Below are 21,195 nucleotides of genomic sequence, written 5' to 3' on the forward strand. Positions count from 1 at the left end.
TTAGGATTTGGTTGTATGCTTCTTCACTTCTGGCAAGATTTTCGTTGCGATCAGTTCAATGTTTTTCGCAATTTTATCGAAAGGCACGCCGCCAAAGTCAATTTGCGCCATGAAGCGTTGTTGTCCGTACATTTCGTATTGATAAAGCATTTTTTCGATGATGACGTCAGGGCTTCCAATCATTAACGCATCACGATAATCGACAGACTGTGCAAACTGTTGCTTCGGATAACCACCGCCACGCAATGCGATAAACCCACCATTTAGATGCGGATAGAACTCGCGAAGCGCATCCGAAGTTTTGTCGGCTGTATAAAACAAACTCGTTGTTGCTACTGGCAAGGTCGCTGGGTCAAAACCATTTTGCTTCGCAGCCTCCCGGTAAGCATTGACGGAACCTTTGAAGTTGATGGCAGGACCTCCGAGTGTGGTCAGCATCATAGGCACGCCAGCTTGACCGGCTTTAATTGCGCTTGCAGGTGGTCCCCCTACTGCACGCCAGATCGGAAGACGTCCTTGTAAAGGCTGCGGCAAGATCGTAGCATTTTGTAGCGGTGCACGGAATTGCCCTTCCCACGTAATGCGATCCTCGTTATTTAGCTTGAGAAGAAGGTCCATTTTTTCTTCAAACAATTCCTCATAGTCGCGCACATCGTAGCCGAGGAGGCTATATGCTCCTACTCGGGAACCACGTCCGGCAACAATTTCTGCCCGACCATTGGAGATCAGATCCAAGGTAGCGAAATCCTCGTACACGCGGACCGGATCAGATGTGCTCAATACAGTGGCGGAGCTGGCTATTTTAATGTTTTTCGTAGCTTGTGCGATCGCACCCAGAATGACGGTATGCGCCTGCGTCGTAAAATGCGTTTGGTGGCTTTCGCCGACCGCGAATACATCAAGTCCTGCTTCATCTGCCAGCTTGCTTGCTTCGATTAATTCCTTGATGCGCTGTTCAGAAGAAATTTTGGAGCCGATGTGTGGATTCGGAACATGGTCTCCAATCGAATATAAGCCGAATTCAAGTCCCTTCTTGGTGTCGATACGATATTGTTCCATGTTGATTCACTCCTTTTAGTCAATAGGTGTCAATTTCGCTTCAATTTCTGCACGGCGTTCTTCGAGGAATGGAGGTAAGTCCAATGCTTTTCCGAGCTCCTCGACGGTTGAATCTGCTGTGAAGCCAGGACCGTCTGTTGCGATTTCGAACAAAATGCCGTTTGATTCACGGAAATACAAGCTCTTGAAGTAGAATCGATCGATCACGCCTGTTGAACGGAAGCCGCGTTTTCGAACGGCGTCATCCCAGTATTGCAGCTCCTCATCGCTGTTCACGCGAATTGCCAAGTGATGAACACTTCCTCGCCCCGGCTTTTCGGGGGTTCCTTCTTCCTGTTTAATGACAATTTCTCCGAAGGATTTCCCAGGGATGGATTGATAAATGGCTTCTTGTTCTGAGCGTGATACTTCGCTGTAACCGAATGTGTCTGTTAACAGGCCGGCTAATTTGTCCAAGAAGCGGACGGTAATCTCAACCGTGCCGATTCCCAAGATGCGATGCTTTTCTTCGACCACGGATTCGTCCCATGGAGCCCAATTCGTTGGAACTGCTTCGCCGTTGTTATTGATCAGGATCATTCGCAGGCCTTCCGGGTCTTCAAAATGTAAGGCATCGCGGCCAGCGTACTTGGTAATGTCGCTATGGTGAACATTCAGTTGTTCAAAACGTTTTTTCCAAAGGGTCAAGCTCTCCAGTGACGGAACGAGCAGTCCGATTCGAGTGATGGCGTTCGTGCCGCGTACCGTTTTTCCTACCATCGGCATTTCAAAAAAGGACAACTCTGTTCCGGCACTACCTGTCAAATCTCCGTAAAACAGGTGATACATCGACGGATCGTCTTGGTTGACGGTTTTTTTCACTCTGCGCAGTCCCAATACGTTTTGATAAAAGTGATTATTCGATGGAGCGTGTTTGGTTAACATAGATACATGGTGATGGCCTGGAATCGTGTACATGGTAGTCCTCCTTATTTAACTTGACTAATCAAGTGATGGTGTAAAAAAAATTACACAGGCGGTAATTCTTTTTTTTGGCTATTCTTATGAATGCGAGTCATTAGGGTGTAAAGCGTTTTTTGTTCTTCTTCACTCAGTACCTCATCGAAGAATGACGACTGAAACGCTAGTTGTTCCGGAAAGGCTTGTTCCAGAACGGCCTCCCCTTTTTCGGTTAGGCTGATCGTTTTCGTTTTCCAATCCTGCTTGCGTACAATGTAGCCCTCTTTTTCAAGTCTTACGAGCATCCGAGAAATACCACCTTGTGTAACGGTTACCTTCTCAGCTAACTCCGACTGGGTGAGAGGCTGGTAGACGCTAATTTGCATCAGGACATCGAATTGAGCTGTTGTTAAATCAAAGCGTTTGAGGAACTCATTTGACAGCTGGTTGCTTTGGGTGGTAAACCGCATCAAGCGTAACCAGATTAATGAGCCTATGGTGTTATTACGCATGTTAGTTTGCCTCCCTTCGCTGAGCTTATTATCACTTTACTACTCAATTGATAAAAAAGCAAGCTGTTATCCATTTGCCTCCTGTACTTTTGATTGGGGGTATAGTTGCTATTCTAAGGTCGAGTTATCGATAAAGCCCCCACCCTTACACTGTGAGGTGAGTCAGCAAAAAAAGACGGGAGAAATCCCGTCTTTACTCTTCCGGCGTTCGATCGAGGAACAGCCGCGTTACCTTTGTGTAATCCCCTTTTTCCACTTCTTCTTCCGTCGCCTTTTCTTCCAAAGGATCATGACCGTACATGCTTGGCGCTACTGTAGGCTCGTGCTCGGCAGAACCTCGCTTTTTCTCCATGATTCACCACTCCTTTTGCCAGTAGGGTGTGATGGATAAAGCGTTCTTATTCTCACGCTCGGTTATACAAGAAACCCCATCAAGCGTTTCACATGGTCGGTGTTTTCGCGGGATGTCAGCGACTCCAGCAAGGTGAATGCCACATCAAAAGCGGTCGAAGGGTTGTACGAGGTGATAATATTGTTGTCGATGACGATGGATTGGTCAGGGATGACATTGGCACCCATCGCAGCTAGTTGCTTTTGTCGCAACTGGTTGTTCAGGTTGTAGGTCGTTGCTTTTCGTCCTTGCAAAATCCCGCTTTTCCCGAGGGGCAGTGCGCCGACACAGATGGAGGCGATCACTTTGCCTTGCTTTTCAAATTCGCGAATGAAGGCAAGGACGTCCTCGCGATAGGCATCTTCATAAAACCCCGCCTGCTCAAAACCGCCAGGCAGCGCCAGTGCATCGAAGTCATTTACATCCGCATCGTCTATCACCATTTCGGGGATTACGGTAAAATTCCACGTGCATTTCAACTCTTTGCGCGTCCCCACTGTTACCAGCTCCGTTGTTCCGTCGCCCTCTTCCTTGTTCCAGCCGATTACATCTGTAAATACGCTGGCCTCTACTGCTTCAAAACCATTCGGTAATAACAAGCACACTTTTTTCATCGAAAATCAGCTCCTGTGATCGAATCGTTCAAGCCGTACCGGTACTTACCAAGAATCATATGCTATCATTAGTTATTAGTAAAAATGAAAGTTCTGAAGATGATCTTCAGAGTTTCTAATAATAAAAATGCGGGCAAGGGGGAGCGGGCATGGAGATTCGTCAGTTTCAAACCTTTAAGGCAGTCGTGGATTTCAACAGCTTTACGAAGGCTGCGCAAGCTCTGCAATATTCACAGGCGACGATAACATCCCATATTCAGCAGCTGGAAGAAGGAATGGGTGTCCCACTGTTTGATCGACTGGGAAAGAAAATTCAGTTGACCGCCTATGGCCGCGAGCTGTACACGTATGTCGAGGAGCTGCTGGTTTCGTATGCGAAGATCAAGGATATATCGGTGAATGAGCAATCACTGCAAGGCGAGCTGCGCATCGGAGCCTCGGAGACGCTTACGATCTATCGGCTGGGTGACATTTTGTCCAAGTACAGAGCGAGCTACCCGGGCGTAAATATTTCATTCGTGATGGACGACTGCATTCGCTTGCGGGAAAAGCTGCATGAAGGTCTATTGGATATCGTGATCACGCTGGAGCCAAGGCTCGATGATCCGAATCTGGTCGTGGAGCAGTTCTCTACCGAACGGCTGGTTTTTATCGGGGGGCGTGATCATTCGTTTGAAAAAATAGAGGATGTTGGCGAGGAATGCATGATTTTCAGTGGAGAGGATTGTGCTCTGCGGCGGTTTTTCCAACGATTCTTGGAAAAAAGGGAGATCAAGCCGAAGCACCACCTGGAATTCTCCAGTATGGAAGCGATCAAGCAGAGTGTGGCGAACGGGCTAGGCGTGAGCTTAATGCCCTATATTAGCGTCGAAGCCTTGTTGAAGGAGAAAAAGGTGAAAATGATAGCGTGCGAAGAAGAGCTGCTGTTCTATGCGCAAATTGCCTACCATAAAAACAAGTGGCTTTCACGGGCGCATAAGAAGTTTATTGATTTCATGCTGGAAAGTCGGGATATCGGGTAAAGAGGCAACCAACCAGTCTGTTTTGGTCTAGAACCAGAGCAGGCTGGTTTTTATTTTCGGAAAATTACATAACTTTGTTTGACATTCGTTTTTCTGCAATGCTAAGATCGAAATGAAAGTAAACGAAAGGGAATCAAAAACAAAACGAAACAATATTATTTATGATCGTAAGGAAGTGAAGTCATATGCTGGCAGCCGAACGGCACAGCAAGATCCTCGAACAATTGAAAGCAGAACAGAGCGTAACCGTCAGCCAATTGAGTCTGGCGCTGGATGTGTCTGAAGTAACAATCCGAAAAGATTTGATTAAGCTCGAAAACGATGGTCTCTTGACGCGCATTCACGGGGGCGCGACGATTACGAATTTCTTGCCATTGGAGCGCAGTTTCACGGAAAAGCTGGAAGAGAGAAGCCAAGAGAAACAAGCGATTGCTCATCAGGCGCTGTCGCACATCCAACCGGGGGACACGGTTATTCTCGGGGCAGGGACAACGATGATGGAGCTCGCCAAGCTGCTGCGCGGCTTGAATGATCTGACGGTCGTGACGAATGCGGTCAACATCGCCATGGAGCTGAACAGTCAAGGTAAGCATCACGTCATTTTGATCGGTGGAGAGATGCGCCACAAATCCTTTGCGCTCGTTGGTTCTGTCGCAGCGGACAATCTGCGAGGTCTTTCTGTCTTCAAATGCTTTATCGGGGCAGATGGGGTTCATCCGGAAAATGGGCTGACGACGCTCAATCTGGCAGAAGCGCAAATCAACCAAGTCATGATAGAACGCGCCAGAAAAGTCTATGTGCTGGCGGACCACAGCAAGTTCGGAGAGACGCATTTGGCGAAGTTCGCCGGGGTGTCCGATGTCGATCGGATTATTACGGATGCGGCGGCGCAGCATCTTGTTAGTAAGTATGCGGAGCTGGGCATCAACCTGGAGCTAGCGAGCTCGAGCTTGCAGGGCGTGACCAGGTAAACTACCAGATCAAAAAGGAAATGGGGCGATCGATATGGCGTTGGTATCATCGACACAGATGCTGCGCACAGCAAGAGAGCAAGGATATTGTGTGGGGGCATTCAACGTACACACGATGGAAATGCTCCAAGCAGTAGTGGAGGCGGCTTGCGAAGCAAACGCACCGCTCATTTTACAGACTACAGTCGGAACGGTCCGTCATCTCGGACCGGAGTACGTAGCAGCAATCGCCCGGGTAGCCTCTGAAGAGGCCCGGGTGCCGATTGCCCTGCATTTGGATCATTGTCATGAAGAGGAGCTGATCATGCGATGTATTGAGGCGGGTTATACATCGGTCATGATCGATGCGTCGATGCATCCTTTTGCAGAAAATGCGTCGATGACGCGACGTGTGGTGGAACTGGCTAGGGAGCGCGGTGTCAATGTGGAGGCAGAGCTCGGTAAGGTCGGGGGCGTGGAGGACGATCTCGTCGTCGACGATGCAGATGCTGCATTGGCTGATCCGATTGAGTGCGAGAGATTTATCGAGTTGACTGGCGTGGATACGTTGGCTCCGGCTATTGGTACGGCGCACGGGATATACAAGGGGGAGCCGCGTATTGATTTTGCTCGCATCGAAGAGATTGCCCGTCGTGTCTCTGTCCCGCTTGTATTGCACGGCGGCTCAGGAATTCCCGAGGAGCAGGTGAAGCGGGCGGTTCAGCTCGGCATGGCAAAAATGAACGTAGCAACAGAGCTGCGTATCGCGTTTTCACAAGCGATCAAGGGCGTATTTGACAACAACCCGCAGGAAAATGACCCACGCACCTATATGAAGCAGGCCAAGCAGGCGGTCAAAGAAGTGGCTCTCGCCAAGATGGAGATGTGCGGTTGTATCGGGAAAGCTAGTGGACGCTAATCAAAAAATGGGAGAGGGACGATTTTACATGCGTATGAATCTCGATGATACAAAAGCACTGCGTGAACTGGATACGATTCGGGCACTGCAAGATACGGAAAGCTATGATGAGCAGTTTAAAACAGGTTTACAATTATCCGATTCTTTAGATTTGTCGAATATTTCTGTTAAAATTGAAAATATTGTGGTGCTTGGCACTGGTGGCGGTTCAGCAGCGAGCGTCAATTTGATCAAGTCGTATTTGTTTGACGAGCTGCAAGTGCCGCTTCAGTTAAATCAAGGCTACACCATCCCGGCGTTTGTAGATGCGAAGACGCTCGTCATCGTCGTTAGCCACTCTGGAAATACAGAAGAGGTCGTCAGCGGCTACGAAGCGGCCATCGATAAAGGAGCACAGATCGCTGTCATTACGGCGGGCGGAAAAGTATTGGAGCTGGCGCGTGAACACAATCATGCGTGCTTGATTGTGCCTGGCGGAATGATGCCGCGGATCGTACTCGGCTACATTTTCTTGCCGATTCTCGCCATCTTGACGAAGCTCGGGCTGATTTCCGACAAGCGTGCGGAGGTCGAGGAAACGATTGCCCTGTTCGAAAAGTGGAAGCACATCTACGGAACGGACTCTCCGATCGAGAAAAATGAAGCCAAACAAATCGCCATCGAGATGGATGGACTGATACCTGTCGTGTACGGAACGCTACCGTTTTTCGATGCTCCTGCATGGCGTTGGAAAAATCAGCTCGGGGAAAACAGCAAGCTGATGGCATTTTGGAACGCCATTCCGAGCCTTCACCACGACGAAGCTGTGGGGTGGGATTCGCCTTCTGCACTGCTAAAGGGCGTTCATTTTACACTCATCCGCGATCAGGAGGACAGCGAGAAGACGACCCAACGTGTAGAGATCAGCGCTGACATTTTGCGTGAGCGCGCTGGTGGGGTAAGGGTGGTTCATTCCCACGGCGTGTCCCGAATGGCTCGTTTGTTTTCTATCGTGTACTTGGCTGACTTCGTGTCGCTGTACGCTGCTCTGATTCGCGGCGTCGATCCAACCCCTGTAGAAGTGATCAATTTGTTCAAACAAAAAATGGGGCAGCCGCTCGTTACTGTGCAGGTGAGATAGCATGCTCGTAACGGTAACACTAAACGCGGCCATCGATAAGACGTATCGTCTCTCGCATTTTCGTTCTGGAGAGCTGCACCGCACGGCTGATGTACTGAGCTTACCCGGCGGAAAAGGGCTAAATGTAGCGCGTGTAGCGAAAGCATTGGGGCAGGATGTAGTCGCAAGCGGTTTTGTCGCTGGTCACAACGGGAGGTTCATCGCGGAAGGCTGCGAGCGTGAGGGGATTACGTCCTCGTTTATCGAAACGAGCGGAGAATCCCGCCTATGTCTCGCTTTTCTAGACGAACAGGAAAAAACGGTGACAGAAGTTCTTGAGCAAGGACCTGCACCCAGTGAAGAAGAGATCATTCGCTTGCAAACGCGTTTGATCGAGCTGGCGGATCAGGCACAGTACATGGTTTTTTCCGGAAGCTTGCCAGGTGGCGTTCCAGCGGAAACATACGCTGCGCTCATCCGAGGCATCGCCGGGAAAGGAACCGCATGCGTGCTCGATACGAGCGGCCAGGCCCTGCTGGAAGGAATGAAAGCAACACCCTCGCTCATCAAGCCCAATCGACCGGAAGCGGAAGCGATTCTCGGATTTTCGCTGGATAGCGAGGATGCACGTTGCAGAGCGATACGCGAATTGCGTGAGCGCGGTGCCCAGCGAGTCCTTCTCTCGTTAGGGGAGGAGGGCGCGTGGTTTGGCGATGGCAAGGAGACGTGGCGTATTTCCGCGATCCCGTTAGCGGATACCGAAGTGAAAAATACAGTGGGCTGCGGTGATTCCATGCTTGCGGGTGTCCTAGTCGGCAGGCTGCGAGGCTTGGCTTGGCCTGATGCGATTTGGCTGGGGATGGCATGCGGCGCCGCGAATACACGGTCGTTTGGAGCGGGCATGATCGCGCCCGATGATGTGCAGAGGTTGAGAAGTCAACCGATGCATGTGGAGCGAGTCGAGTAGAATAACTGGTTCAGAAGGGAGGAGTAGCATGCGCCATGTAATTGGCCTCGATGTCGGTGGTACGACAATGAAAGGGGCGGTCATGGACGAGAATGGGCGAATACTCCTTCGGGCTGCCAAGGAGACAAAAGTTCATAACAACTTGCCCATCTTGATCGAGCGAATGGCTGCCCTGATTAACGAACTGCGGGATCAATCCCCCGTTCAAATAGAGGCAGTAGGGATCGGATTTCCTGGTCCTTTTGATGCGGAAAATGGGATATCGGTTCACTCACCCAACTTTCAATTGCACCAGGCAGACTTGCGGACACCACTCGCGAAGCTGGTGGAGCTGCAGCTTTTTTTTGAGAACGATTTACGGACAGCTGCGCTCGGAGAAGCCATATTCGGTGCGGGTCGGGAGGTAAGTCACCTCGTTTTTGTGCCGCTTGGTACGGGGGTGGGAGCAGGAATTGTAAGCGAAGGCAAGCTCGTTCGGGGTAGTCACGGATTCGCGGGAGAGATTGGTCATGTGCGTTACCCAGGGCTTACTGCTCCATGCAATTGCGGCAAACTCGGTTGTGTTGAGACGGTCGCATCTGCCACAGGTATTGCGAGACTGGCCCGTGAACGCTTGGACAAGGAGCTCGATGCCAATCCGCGGCAAGCAAAAGCCTCTCCTCTGTTTACTCTGTGCGATGGACAGATTGAGCGGATTACGGCTGAGCAGGTGGCTACGGCAGTGGAACAAGGTGATGCGGTGGCGATCGGGGCATGGAACGAAGCTTGTGAAGTAACGGGCTGGGCTTTGTCTGTGCTGGTGAACGTGTGCAACCCGCAGCTCGTAGTGATCGGTGGTGGCGTTTGTCGTGCTGGGGAGCTATTGTTGGCCCCGGTACAAGCGAGTGTACAACGGTACGCCATGGAAGTCGTTCATCAACAGACAAAGATCGTTTTGGCCGAGCTGGGTGCAGATGCAGGAATGCTCGGTGCTGGTGCCTTGGCCCTGCAAGCAATGAACAGGGAGCAAGGAACCGTGAAATTGTAAAAAGAGGAGTGTACATCGATGCATCAACGGTATGACTGGGCGAATCATCAGCTGCTAGAGCGAAATCGTTTGGCGGCGCGGGCTTACTTTTTGTCTTACCCGGAAGAATCGGGAGCACTGACATATGAAAGAGGCGCAACACCGTGGTTTCAATTGTTGAATGGGCATTGGCAGTTTGCTTACGCAGAGTCACCACTGCGTGTACCGGAAAACTTTTTTGCCGCCGATTATGATGCGACGGAGTGGGCACGGATTCAGGTGCCGGGGCATTGGCAGCTGCAAGGGTACGGAAAACCGCATTACACGGACTTGTACTATCCGTTTCCGGTCAATCCGCCGCATGTCCCGTCAGATAACCCGACAGGCTGCTATTTACGAGAGTTTACCGTAGCGTCTGCATGGCAAAATCATCAGGTGATCCTGCGGTTTGAAGGGGTCGACAGCGCTTTTCATGTGTGGTTGAACGGGAAGGAAGTCGGCTACAGCCAAGGAAGCCGCTTGCCATCTGAGTTTGATGTAACAGAGCTGTTGCAGGAAGGCAGTAATCGCTTGGCTGTTCAAGTGTACCAATGGTCGGACGGTACGTATGTTGAGGATCAGGATATGTGGTACTTGAGCGGGATTTTCCGGGATGTTTCCCTGATTGCCAGACCGAAGCTGCATGTGAGAGATCTGGCAGTCGTGACTGATCTGGATGATGAATTCCGCCATGGTGTGCTGCGGGTACGTGTCCATGTAGAAAACAGTTCCGCAGCTTCCTATGACGGAGTAAGCGTGACCGCAAAGCTACTGGATCCATCCTACACGCTTGTCGCTTCGCTGACCGACACCGGAGCAGGCGAGCTGGCAGACGGACAAGAAAAGGTCGTGACCTTGGAGCTTCCGGTGCAGGAGCCGAAAAAATGGTCGGCGGAGGAGCCGAACCTGTATCACCTGCTGCTTGCGATTGAGCAGGAGTCGGGCGAAAAGACAGAAGTTATCTCGATTCGCGTAGGCTTCCGACGGGTCGAAGTAAAAGGAAACAACTTCTTCGTGAACGGTGTAGCGATTCGCCTAAACGGTGTGAATCGCCATGATCATCATCCCGATCTGGGGCGTGCTGTCCCGTATGAAACGATGCGTGAAGATGTGCTCATGATGAAGCGTTTCAACATCAACGCCGTTCGTACCGCCCATTACCCGAACGATCCGCGTTTTTACGATTTGTGCGATCAGTACGGATTGTATGTCATGGACGAAACCGATTTGGAGACACATGGTTTCCAGTTAACGGGCAACATTAGTCAGCTCAGCGATGATCCAGAATGGGAGCAGACATACGTGGAGCGCATGGAGCGCATGGTGGAGCGGGACAAAAACCATCCGTCGATCATCATGTGGTCGCTTGGCAACGAATCCGGTTTTGGCTGCAATTTCCGGGCAATGGCTGCTTGGTGCCGACAAGCGGACCCGACTCGCCTCATTCATTACGAGGAGGATCGTGAAGCAGAAGTATGCGACGTGTTTTCCACCATGTACTCCTCGGTTGAAAAAATGATCCAGCACGGTGAAAATGAGCATCTGCAAAAGCCGCATATCATGTGCGAGTATGCTCATGCCATGGGAAATGGACCCGGTGGCTTGCGCGACTACGCCAATGTGTTTGACAAATATCAACGCTTGCAGGGTGGTTTTGTGTGGGAATGGATTGATCACGGCTTGCGCCAATATACACCAGATGGGCGAGAGTATTATGCCTACGGGGGAGACTTCGGGGACTACCCGACGAATGGCAACTTCGTCATCGACGGCCTGATTCGCCCGGATCGCACCCCATCCCCTGGATTACTCGAATACAAAAAAGTGATTGAGCCGATCGTCGTAGAAGCGACTGATTTGGAAAGCGGGCTCGTCACTATTACGAACCGCTATGATTTCCGCACGCTTGCGCACGTGAGAATGGTTTGGAGTGTGACAGCAGACGGACAAGTGGTGCAGAGCGGAACACTGTCGTTGCCACATACAGTAGCAGGAACTTGCACCATTGTAGCTGTTCCATATACCTTACCTGCGCAGGTACAGGATCGAACCGACTACTGGCTGACGCTCTCCTTTGTACTGGCTCAAGATGAGAGCTGGATACAGGCAGGACATGAGCTGTCGTGGGCACAATTTGCCTTGCCAGTGATCGCTGCCCAACAGGCTCCCTATCAGCCTGTGCTAGGCAGAGTAGATACGAAAGAAACGAAAACGGACATCACCCTTACAGGAACAGATTTTCAGTTCGTTTTTGACAAAGTGAGCGGTGTGCCGACGAGTTGGGTGTTTGCAGGCAAAGAGCTGTTGGTGGCAGGACCTCGACTCACGTTTTGGCGTGCTCCGATTGACAATGACATGTACGTAGTGGAAGAGTGGCGCAAGGTGTACCTGGATCGTTTGCAAAATCGGGTGGAGCAAGTAAACATCCAGCAGGAGCGAGAAGATCGGGTGGTCATTACCTGCGATGTACGGATTGCACCGCCTGTATACGACTGGGGATTTGCATGCCGCTACACGTATACCTTGTTCGGAAATGGCGAAGTGCAAGTAGATGTTCAAGGCACACCCAAAGGCACCCCGCCAGCAATGCTGCCACGAATCGGCTTGAAGCTATTGGTCGCCAAAGACATGGAGCGTGTCTCGTGGTATGGTCGTGGCCCGGGAGAGGCGTACATCGACAGCAAGGAAGCCAATCGTATCGGGGTGTATCACGCGAGCGTGGATGAGCTGTACACGCCATATGTGTTCCCGCAGGAAAATGGCAATCGTACGGACGTCAAATGGATGTCGATCACGGATCAGCGAGGCATTGGACTTTTCGCGATGGGTCAACCGACCTTGGAGTTTAGCGCACTTCGCTATGATACGGACGATCTGGAGCAAGCGAAGCACACGACAGATCTCGTAAAAAGAGAGTATGTCACACTGCATCTCGATTATCGCCAAAACGGGCTGGGTAGCAATAGCTGCGGACCTAAGCAATCGGAGCAGCATGCCTTGCGTCCAGAGGAGTTTTCCTTCCAGATGAGGCTAACTCCTTTTTCGAAGGATACGATTTCTCCGGTTCAGCTGTCTAAGCGGAATTTGTGGGACTAACCGCTGATTGTTCTCGAAGACATCGCCGAAACGTTGTACAATCTACTTAAAGATTGAATAGTGCAACTAATCAAAATCCGGTGGTGGTTCTGTCACATGAAGTCATGGTCGCTCTTTCCGCGCAGAAGCATTCATGCCAAGCTGCTCGCTTTTATGCTGATTGCAGCCATTATTCCGCTGATTACGCTAGGGAGTATGGCGTATTGGAAATCATCGATGGTCGTTCGCGAGCAATTTAGCAAGTCAGGCGAGTATATCGCTACGCAGCTGCAAATCCAGATCGACAACTACCTGAGTCAAATGAGATACATGGCTTATGACATCAATACGTACGTGTCAGACCCGACATTGGTCGTCATGCGGGAGGAACAGCCGAAGACGTACACAGGCTTCCTGGAACAAAAAAACTTCGAGCGATACCTGGGGGCGCACCGCAACCTTGATACAAAAGGCATTTTTATCGTGACGCCCTCCGGTTACTTTTTTGGGGAAAATGTGATCAATGGAAAGGATCTGATGCGGGAATTGTGGTGGAAGGGGCTGCCCGCCAAGCTGGATGAGGAGCGATGGATCGGTTTTTACACACCACGGCATTATGTCGGATTTCAGGATGAGGCGGAGCTGCGAAATCAAGAAAAGGTACTCGGTCTGGTCGTTCCCGTTCTCAGCGGTTATGGCGTATTGAAGGATAGCCGGATATTGATCGAGATGAAAGCAGGCAAGCTGTTTCAGTTGTTTGAACAGCTGGAAGAGGACATGAGTGCGTATGTGACGATTACAGCCAAAAATGGCGAGCTGATTTACCAGACTGCGGGTACGTTCGTCCAGCAAGAGAGCGATATCGTCTGGAACAAGCCACTGGAGTCCAACAACTGGATGATTCAGGTGCGCTTGCCTTACGAGCAAATGAACCGCTCTGCGGAAGTGATTCAATCCTTTTTTATTGCGGCGCTGATTCTTTCGGCCGTGCTGGCACTTCTTCTGGCGTATTTATTTTCCAAACGGATTACAGGCAAAATCAAACGACTTCAAGAAACGATGCGGCTGGTAGGAACAGGCGAATTGCAGACACGCGCAGAGGTAGACACGGAAGACGAGTTGGGGCGGTTAGGGGTGAGCTTCAACCAAATGGTGAGGCGTATTCAAACGCTAATCGCCGAGGTGAGTCGCACCGAGCAGTTGAAAAAGGAAGCAGAGCTGCGAGCGGTTCACTATCAGATCAACCCGCATCTGTTGTTTAATACACTCAATTCCATCCAGTGGAAGGCAAGATTATCTGGCGCCAATGAAATCGGCAATATGCTCTATCATCTTATCAAAGTGCTAGAGGGCAATCTCGACATTACGCAGGAGCTTGTCCCGTTGGAAAAGGAACTGCAAACCGTCGAGCATTTTCTGCAAATCCAAGAGCTGCGGTACGGTCCTGTTTTTCAATTTGAACAGACGGGAGTAAATGCTTGCCGTCGATATTTGATCCCGCGAATGACTCTCCAGCCGCTTTTGGAAAATATCTTTTTCCACGCATTCGAAGACGGACACGGAACGATCCGGATCAGTGTCAGTGAAAAAGAAGGGCTTGTGACGTTGCTGTTGCAAGATGACGGTGCAGGAATTGTGCCGGAGCGATTGGCCAAACTTCTCGATCCTGATCTGGAGCGTTCTAGCAAACGAGGACTTGGCGTGTACAACGTCGATCAGAAGTTCAAGCTTCATTTCCGTATGGAGCACGGCATGAAAATTTCATCTGTCAGAGGAGAAGGAACCACAATTCAAATCACATGGCCGAAAAGGGAGGAAATTCCTGATGAACATCAAGGTAATGATTGTGGATGACGAAGTGCTGGTGCGAAGAGGACTGAAGGCAATGGTGCCGTGGAGTCGCTACGGGATGGAAGTGGTAGCGGATGCACCGAATGGTCGGAAAGGCTGGGAGGCTTTCCTGCAAGTACAGCCCGAGTTGGTGATTACGGACATCGTCATGCCGGAAATGGATGGGTTGGAGCTGTGCAGGCGAGTGAAGGAGCATGCTCCCCAAACAAAGATGCTTCTGCTCAGCTGTCACCGCGATTTTGCTTTTGCTCAGCAGGGAATCTCTCTCGGGGTGTCCGGATATTTGTTGAAGACCGAGTTTCAGGATGAGGAATGGGGTACGTTGTTGGAAAAGCTGCGGTCTGAGCTGGCAGGCGAGAGCGCGCGACACGATAAAAGTAGGGAACGCCCTGACGAATGGAAGCGGGAATTCGGTGCATGGTTGACTGGTTTGAGCCGGGATTTCGAGCAAAGCTTGTCCTCCCTCCTGCAATCACACTGGTCGTGGATGAACGATTCTATGCGTGTATGGATTTTGGAAGGGATGGGCAGCAGTGCAAATTGCGAGGAGCAGGAGCGGGCATGGATTACACGGGAGCTGGACAGCCAATGGGAGTGGATTGCATGTGGCGATATCCGTTTTTTACTGACTCCCGCAAGTACTGGTAGGCAGGTAGAATCCCTGCTCGTGGAATGGAAGCTGGCAGGAAAGGTGACGAGCTGGGAGACAACAAGCCCGTTTGCTGGACTCGAACCGTGGATTCAGACGGTACGGATGCTCTATCAGCGCACGGAGCGGGCGCGCAAGTACGGCGTCATTCAAGACCCGTGGCAGGAACCGATCAAGCAGGCTGTTCATTACGCACTCGATCGTCTGGATACACCATTGACCGTCAGTGAGGTAGCTTCACAGGTGGGACTAAGCCGCAGTCATTTTAGCGTGATGTTTAAAAAAGGAGTGGGCGAGAGCTTCGGCGAGTTTGTCGACAAGCGCCGGGTAAAAATGGCCCGAGCGATGCTGGATGAAACAGCTCTGTCCATTCAGGAGGTAGCGGAGCGAGTCGGTCTTCCTGACGCGAAATACTTTAGCAAATGGTTTAAAAAATGTACAGGGATGACCCCGAGCCACTACCGTTTCAAACAAAAGGAGGGGTCCAGTCGAACAATCGTCCACTCCACGGCACAAACCTGACCAAAGAGAAAAAGAGGAAACAAATTGACGCACTATTGCGAACAGTTAGCGGTTTCACCGTTTTTTTCCCTTCATTAAAATAAAGAAAAATGAGGGGCAAATCTAGGGGGGATCACAGATGAAAAAGGTTGCGTCAAAATGGATGGCAGCTGGTATGGCACTACTTTTGGCCGTCGTAGCTGGTTGTTCACAAGCCCAGCCAGCAGGATCAGACGGCACGTCTAGTAACACAGGTACGACAACGCCAGCATCGTCTGATAAAAAGGAAACGGTTACATTGCGTTTCGCGACATGGGATACGGACCAAATGCTGAAGATCCAACAAGATATCGCGAAACAATTCGAACAGAAAAACCCGGGTGTGAAGGTACAAGTCGAGGCATATGCAGATGGTTTTGATCAGAAGCTGGTAGCGGCATTCGGAGCGAAAAACCCGCCGGATGTCATGTACATGTGGGATTTCCCAACGTACCACGCCTCGCTCGAGCCATTGGATGAGTATGTAAAGAAGGACCCATCAGTGGCAATCGACGACTTTTACCAAGGCCTCTTAAACTATAATCGATTCGATGGAAAATTGTTCGGTCTCCCAGCGGGCTTCTCGACGCGGGTCGTCTTCTACAACAAAAAGCTGTTTAACGAAGCAAATGTACCACTTCCGACAGACGACTGGACGTGGGATGATTTCAAATCGGCTGCCAAACAGCTGACCGTTCGTGACAAGAAGCAGTACGGCTTCGCTGTTCGTTCGGAGCCGGATACGTATGATTTGCAGCAGTTCGTGTGGAGCAACGGCAGCAGCTTCATTAGTCCAGACGGAAAAACCATCGAAGGCTACATGAACAGTAAGGAAACGGCAGAAGCCCTGCAAATCTTCAGTGATTTGACGAAAGATAAGAGCGCTTTGCTCGTCGGTGGTAAAAACCAGCAGAGCGGGAACGACTTGTTCAAAGCGGGCAAGCTCGCAATGTATGATAACGGCGTATGGTCGCTCGAGTCATATAAGAAGGCGAATGTCGATTTTGGTACGGTCGTGATGCCGCAATTCCCTGGTAAGCCTGGTAAGGGTGTCATTGGAACCTCCTCTGTATCGATCGCCAAGGATTCCAAAAACAAAGAACTGGCTTGGGAGTTTTTGAAGTTCTTCGTTTCCAGTGATGCGATCAAGATGCGTACATCTGACTTGCCTGTGCGTATTAGTGTCGTACAAGAGAAGAAGCTCGATCAGGACGCGCTCTACGCGCCGTTCTATAAATCATTGGAGCAATCTACTGATACGCCAGCCTTCCTGTTGAATCCACACTGGAACGAAATCAACCGGAACCTTTCCGCAGCGGTCAATGCGATCATGATGGGACAAAATGCCGAGGAATTACTGAACAAGGCAGTCAAAGACTCCCAGAAGTTCCTAAAATAACGGAAGGGGGTCAGGGAATTGAATACAGAAAGTGTCGTGACACATAAACAGCCTGCCATGACCGTTCAACCGAAAAAACTCAGGGGAAGGGCGTTTCTTACGCCCTATCTTTTTATCTTGCCTTGGATTCTCGGCTTTCTCGCTTTTACGCTGGGACCGATGTTGTTTTCGCTCGTCATGAGCTTTTTTGATTGGCCTGTCGTTGGTGAGGTTACGTTTGTCGGCTTGGACAACTACGTCAATATGTTTACGGACGATCCATTGTTTTGGCAATCGCTCTGGATCACGATTAAATTTGCGTTGTTGTTTGTACCGTTGAATTTGTTCATCGCGTTGTTTTTGGCCATGATGCTGAATCAGAAGGTAAAAGGCAGCGGCTTTTTCCGCACCGTATTTTACTTGCCGAGCGTGATTTCAGGTGTGGCGCTGGCGATGATTTGGGCATGGGTATATGACGGGGAATACGGTATTTTCAACTATATGCTCAGTCTGGTTGGGATTACAGGTCCAGATTGGCTAAACGATACGACGTGGGCGCTCATTGCCATGGTAATCGCGAGTTTGTGGGGGCAAGGCTCCATGGTATTGATTTTCCTGGCGGGGCTCAAAAGCATCCCGGAGAGCTTGTATGAGGCGGCTTCGATTGATGGGGCAGGGGCGGTACAAAAGTTTTTCCGCATTACACTTCCGATGGTGAGTCCAACGATTTTGTTTAACCTGATTATGACGATCATTAGTGCGTTCCAGCAGTTGAGTCTAGCTCTCCTGCTCACAGGAGGCGGACCGTTGCAATCTACGTATTTCTATGCCATGTACGCGTATGACAACGCCTTCAAATACTTCAAGATGGGATATGCTTCGGCGAACTCCTGGTTTATGTTTGCGATCATTTTGGTATTGACCTTCATCGTATTTAAAACGTCCGGCAAATGGGTGTACTACGAGGGCGACAACCGCAGGGGAGGGGAAGAAGCTTGATGCGCAAAACGATCGCTTATGCGAGCTTGATCTTTTTCTCATTCCTGTTTCTCGCACCGTTTTACTGGATGATTTCTACTGCGCTCAAGTCGGACAATGAGATTTTGCAGTATCCACCCAAATGGATTCCGGATGTGCTGCATTGGGAGAACTTCGGGAATGCGTGGATGTCGCAGCCATTTAATCTCTATTTGGAAAACTCGTTGACGGTGACGATCCTGACGACAATTGGTCAGTTGATTTCGTCTTCGCTGGTCGCGTACGGCTTTGCCCGGTTTACGTTTAAAGGAAGAGATTTTCTGTTCATGGTCGTTCTGGCCACGATGATGATTCCGTGGGAAGTGACGATGATCCCGCTGTACATGGAGTTTAACTATCTTGGCTGGATCAACACGCTCAAGCCGTTGATTGTTCCTTCGTTCTTTGGGTCAGCGTTTTACATTTTCCTCATGCGACAGTTTATTATGACCATTCCTCGTGAGTTGGATGAAGCGGCGCGTATTGATGGTGCTGGTTCGTTTCAGATTTACGCCCGGATTATTATGCCGTTGATGATGCCTGCTTTGATTTTGGTGAGTGTTTTCAACATCTTGGGTACATGGAATGATTATTTGGGACCACTCATTTTCTTGAATGACCAAAGTCAGTACACGCTGACGCTAGGACTGGCGCAATTTAAAGGGATGTATGAAGTAGAGGCAACCGGGCTGATGGCGGTAACGTTCCTGATCTCGCTTCCGCCGTTACTCCTCTTTTTCCTCGCACAACGATATATCGTAGACAATTCAGCTGGCGTTGCTATTAAGTAAAAGGCTATCAAGTAAGGAGGGAGCCACCGTGGGGAATCGGGCGAAGTGGGAAGGCTGGGCATGGTCATTTCATCAATTTGGTGAGCGTTTGTTGCGGATGGCGGCAGCGCATCTCATGTGGGTGGCGTGCACGCTCATAGGAGGCATCGTCTTTGGAATCTATCCAGCGACAGCTGCTCTGCACGACACGCTTAGTGGAAAGTGGAGCGATCGGGGGCTTCCGTCCGCCTTCTGGCATGCTTTTCGCCACTACTTCTGGAGGAGCCAATGGCTTGGCGCAGGGATGGTGCTAACGGGGGCAATCCTGTGGGTCGATGTGGTGTTCTTCCTGCGATTGGGCTCCGTGTGGGGGCTCTCGATCGCGGCCGTTTTTGCGGGGATCGGATTCTTGCATGCGGCTACCTCTTGCTACGCATTTTCCCTGCTTGTTCGGGAGGATGCAGACGTAAAGAGGACGCTCAAGCAATCGTTTTGGCTGGTCGCGGCTTTTCCGTTGCATTCGTTCGTCACGATGGGCGGCTTGCTTCTTCTCTTGATTCTCTTGCTGGCGATTCCTGTTTTGCCGATCTTGTTGGGAGCGAGTCTGCCTGTCTGGTGGATGAACGCCAGAATGAGCCGTCTGTTGGAAAAGCGCGATCGTAAACGATCGACGAAGCAACCTCGAGGTGAGACATATGCAGTTTGATTTAGGAATCGTTCCTTTTAGCCGATACGGGTCGTATCTCGTACTCTCACGACTGGGTAACACCAAGCGAGCAGAAGGGCTGTATTTGCGCAATATTCGTGGAGGTGACAACCACGATGGCGCGATTTTCCGAGTAGAAATGGTAGCAGATGGCGTGGCGATTCCGTTTGAGACGGAGGCTACGCCAACCTTGCTGCGTCTTTACGGGGATAAAGGCGAAGTGAAGCTGTGCATGAGCGAGCCGCAGCTGGTGCAGGTACGTGGTCAAGGCGTTGGATTGCGACTGGTGCTGGAATCGACGGCAGCTGATTATGCGATTCAAGCAGGAGCCGGATGCTGGGAAATCAATCACTTTTCCACGGAAATTCGTTTGCGAATGACTCCGCTTGCTGGAGCGCTGGTGGTCAACCCTACGAAGGCTTCGCGTGAACAGCAAGTGAGCGTAACCTTTCATCCCGACGAGGAAACAGGTGTGCTGGAAGGCGTTCTAGAGGAGTTCCACACCGTCTGGAAGGAACGCAGCTATCCTGCCTTTGCCGATGGATGGGAGCAGGTGAAAAAAGAGTACGACGATTGGCTGGAAAAGACACTCTCCGTGTCTGCGGAGCATCGCGAAAGCATGAACGAAGCACGAGAACTCGCGGCGTATATCACTTGGTCTTGTGTGGTGAGACCTGAAGGCTATCTGCCACGATCCGCGATGTACATGTCCAAAAACTGGATGACGAATATCTGGAGCTGGGATCATTGCTTCAATGCGATGGCACTGACGCGAGCAAATTTGCCGTTGGCATGGGATCAGCTCATGATCTTTATCGACAGGCAGGACGAAAGTGGTGTCTTCCCCGATTTTATCAATGATCGGTATGCGTTGTGGAATTGCTGCAAGCCTCCGATTCACGGCTGGACGCTGCGCTGGATGCTGGATCGAAACGACGCGATCACGAACGAGATGCTAGAAGAGATGTACGAACCGCTTTGTCGTTGGACAGATTGGTGGTTCCGTTACCGTGATGATGATCAGGACGGGATTCCGCAGTATAATCACGGCTATGACTGCGGCTGGGACAACAGCACGATTTTCCTCGATGGGGCGCCCATCGAAAGCCCGGACCTGCCTGCGTATTTGATTCTGCAAATGGATGTGCTGGCGGATTTGGCGAAGAGACTGGGACGTCCCGAAGAGACAGCGAGGTGGCAGGAAAAGGCCGAAATGACGTTGCAACGACTGCTGGAGAAGCATTGGAACGGGGAGAATTTCTACGCGACTCACTCCGGCAGCGATCATCCTACCCAAGGAGACAGCTTGATTCGCTATATGCCTCTCGTGCTTGGTGAAAAGCTGCCGCAGGACATCCGGGACAAGCTGATTGCGGACTTGCAGGAGCGGTTTTTGACAGAGAATGGATTGGCTACGGAGAGTCCAACTAGTTCCTTCTACCGCGCGGATGGCTATTGGCTAGGTCCGATCTGGGCACCTGTGACGATGCTGTTGGTCGATGGATTGCGGCGAGCAGGCGAAGTAGCATTTTCTCAGGAGATTGCCAGACGTTTTTGCCGAATGGCAGCGCGCAGTGGCATGGCGGAAAACTTCGATGCGCTGACAGGTGATGGACTGAGGGACCGGGCCTTTACGTGGACGTCCAGCGTGTTTTTGATGCTGGCGCATGAGTATGTGTAAGGTAGTTTCAT

General features: G+C 50.8%; 19 protein-coding genes. 14 read left to right on the forward strand and 5 right to left on the reverse strand.

Features of this window, described 5'->3' with window-relative positions:
* From ACQ5DJ_RS22595 to ACQ5DJ_RS22615, 5 genes are all read right to left on the reverse strand, one after another.
* Positions 1-1,059, reverse strand: coding sequence for an LLM class flavin-dependent oxidoreductase (locus tag ACQ5DJ_RS22595; RefSeq protein WP_429844412.1), 1,059 nt, complete (start codon positions 1,057-1,059; stop codon positions 1-3).
* A 15-nt stretch (positions 1,060-1,074) separates the two neighbouring features.
* Positions 1,075-2,016 (reverse strand): ring-cleaving dioxygenase, encoded by a 942-nt coding sequence (locus tag ACQ5DJ_RS22600; protein ID WP_429844413.1) that lies wholly within the window; start codon positions 2,014-2,016, stop codon positions 1,075-1,077.
* Positions 2,017-2,066: 50 nt separating this feature from the next.
* A complete protein-coding gene (locus tag ACQ5DJ_RS22605; RefSeq protein ID WP_007720281.1) occupies positions 2,067-2,510 on the reverse strand; it encodes a MarR family winged helix-turn-helix transcriptional regulator in 444 nt (147 codons plus the stop codon).
* 193 nt (positions 2,511-2,703) lie between these two features.
* Positions 2,704-2,862 (reverse strand): hypothetical protein, encoded by a 159-nt coding sequence (locus ACQ5DJ_RS22610; protein WP_429844414.1) that lies wholly within the window; start codon positions 2,860-2,862, stop codon positions 2,704-2,706.
* Positions 2,863-2,924: 62 nt separating this feature from the next.
* Positions 2,925-3,515, reverse strand: a complete 591-nt coding sequence (locus ACQ5DJ_RS22615; RefSeq protein WP_429844415.1) for a DJ-1/PfpI family protein — start codon at positions 3,513-3,515, stop codon at positions 2,925-2,927.
* Positions 3,516-3,664: 149 nt separating this feature from the next.
* Between ACQ5DJ_RS22615 and ACQ5DJ_RS22620 the strand changes: the two genes are divergently transcribed.
* The 14 genes from ACQ5DJ_RS22620 to ACQ5DJ_RS22685 all read left to right on the forward strand — a co-directional run bounded on the left by ACQ5DJ_RS22620 (position 3,665) and on the right by ACQ5DJ_RS22685 (position 21,184).
* Entirely contained in the window at positions 3,665-4,537 is an 873-nt protein-coding gene (locus ACQ5DJ_RS22620; protein WP_429844416.1) for a LysR family transcriptional regulator, read from the forward strand.
* A 185-nt stretch (positions 4,538-4,722) separates the two neighbouring features.
* Complete coding sequence (locus ACQ5DJ_RS22625) at positions 4,723-5,508, forward strand: DeoR/GlpR family DNA-binding transcription regulator (RefSeq protein WP_429844417.1); 786 nt, start codon at positions 4,723-4,725, stop codon at positions 5,506-5,508.
* Positions 5,509-5,542: 34 nt separating this feature from the next.
* Positions 5,543-6,406, forward strand: a complete 864-nt coding sequence (fba, locus tag ACQ5DJ_RS22630; RefSeq protein ID WP_429844418.1) for a class II fructose-1,6-bisphosphate aldolase — start codon at positions 5,543-5,545, stop codon at positions 6,404-6,406.
* Between the two features lie 28 nt (positions 6,407-6,434).
* Positions 6,435-7,526, forward strand: a complete 1,092-nt coding sequence (locus tag ACQ5DJ_RS22635; protein ID WP_429844419.1) for a bifunctional phosphoglucose/phosphomannose isomerase — start codon at positions 6,435-6,437, stop codon at positions 7,524-7,526.
* A 1-nt stretch (position 7,527) separates the two neighbouring features.
* On the forward strand, positions 7,528-8,472 hold the full coding sequence (locus ACQ5DJ_RS22640) for a 1-phosphofructokinase family hexose kinase (protein WP_429844420.1): 945 nt from the start codon (positions 7,528-7,530) through the stop codon (positions 8,470-8,472).
* A 28-nt stretch (positions 8,473-8,500) separates the two neighbouring features.
* Complete coding sequence (locus ACQ5DJ_RS22645; RefSeq protein WP_429844421.1) at positions 8,501-9,499, forward strand: ROK family protein; 999 nt, start codon at positions 8,501-8,503, stop codon at positions 9,497-9,499.
* Between the two features lie 18 nt (positions 9,500-9,517).
* Positions 9,518-12,613, forward strand: a complete 3,096-nt coding sequence (gene ebgA / locus ACQ5DJ_RS22650) for a beta-galactosidase subunit alpha (RefSeq protein ID WP_429844422.1) — start codon at positions 9,518-9,520, stop codon at positions 12,611-12,613.
* A 96-nt stretch (positions 12,614-12,709) separates the two neighbouring features.
* Positions 12,710-14,446, forward strand: coding sequence for a cache domain-containing sensor histidine kinase (locus ACQ5DJ_RS22655; RefSeq protein WP_429844423.1), 1,737 nt, complete (start codon positions 12,710-12,712; stop codon positions 14,444-14,446).
* A complete protein-coding gene (locus ACQ5DJ_RS22660) occupies positions 14,418-15,614 on the forward strand; it encodes a response regulator transcription factor (RefSeq protein ID WP_429844424.1) in 1,197 nt (398 codons plus the stop codon). The genes ACQ5DJ_RS22655 and ACQ5DJ_RS22660 overlap by 29 nt, the downstream gene beginning before the upstream one ends.
* Positions 15,615-15,732: 118 nt before the next feature.
* Positions 15,733-17,031 carry an ABC transporter substrate-binding protein gene (locus ACQ5DJ_RS22665; RefSeq protein WP_429844425.1) on the forward strand — a complete coding sequence of 433 codons (1,299 nt, stop codon included), beginning with the start codon at positions 15,733-15,735 and terminating at the stop codon, positions 17,029-17,031.
* Positions 17,032-17,088: 57 nt separating this feature from the next.
* Complete coding sequence (locus tag ACQ5DJ_RS22670; protein WP_429844439.1) at positions 17,089-18,009, forward strand: carbohydrate ABC transporter permease; 921 nt, start codon at positions 17,089-17,091, stop codon at positions 18,007-18,009.
* Complete coding sequence (locus ACQ5DJ_RS22675) at positions 18,009-18,818, forward strand: carbohydrate ABC transporter permease (RefSeq protein WP_429844440.1); 810 nt, start codon at positions 18,009-18,011, stop codon at positions 18,816-18,818. Before ACQ5DJ_RS22670 ends, ACQ5DJ_RS22675 begins: the two co-directional genes overlap by 1 nt.
* A gap of 28 nt (positions 18,819-18,846) precedes the next feature.
* A complete protein-coding gene (locus tag ACQ5DJ_RS22680) occupies positions 18,847-19,503 on the forward strand; it encodes a YesL family protein (RefSeq protein ID WP_429844426.1) in 657 nt (218 codons plus the stop codon).
* Positions 19,493-21,184, forward strand: coding sequence for an amylo-alpha-1,6-glucosidase (locus ACQ5DJ_RS22685; protein WP_429844427.1), 1,692 nt, complete (start codon positions 19,493-19,495; stop codon positions 21,182-21,184). Before ACQ5DJ_RS22680 ends, ACQ5DJ_RS22685 begins: the two co-directional genes overlap by 11 nt.
* Positions 21,185-21,195 lie beyond the last annotated feature (11 nt).

This window comes from Brevibacillus sp. FIR094 (assembly GCF_050477165.1).
Taxonomy (GTDB): Bacteria; Bacillota; Bacilli; order Brevibacillales; family Brevibacillaceae; genus Brevibacillus.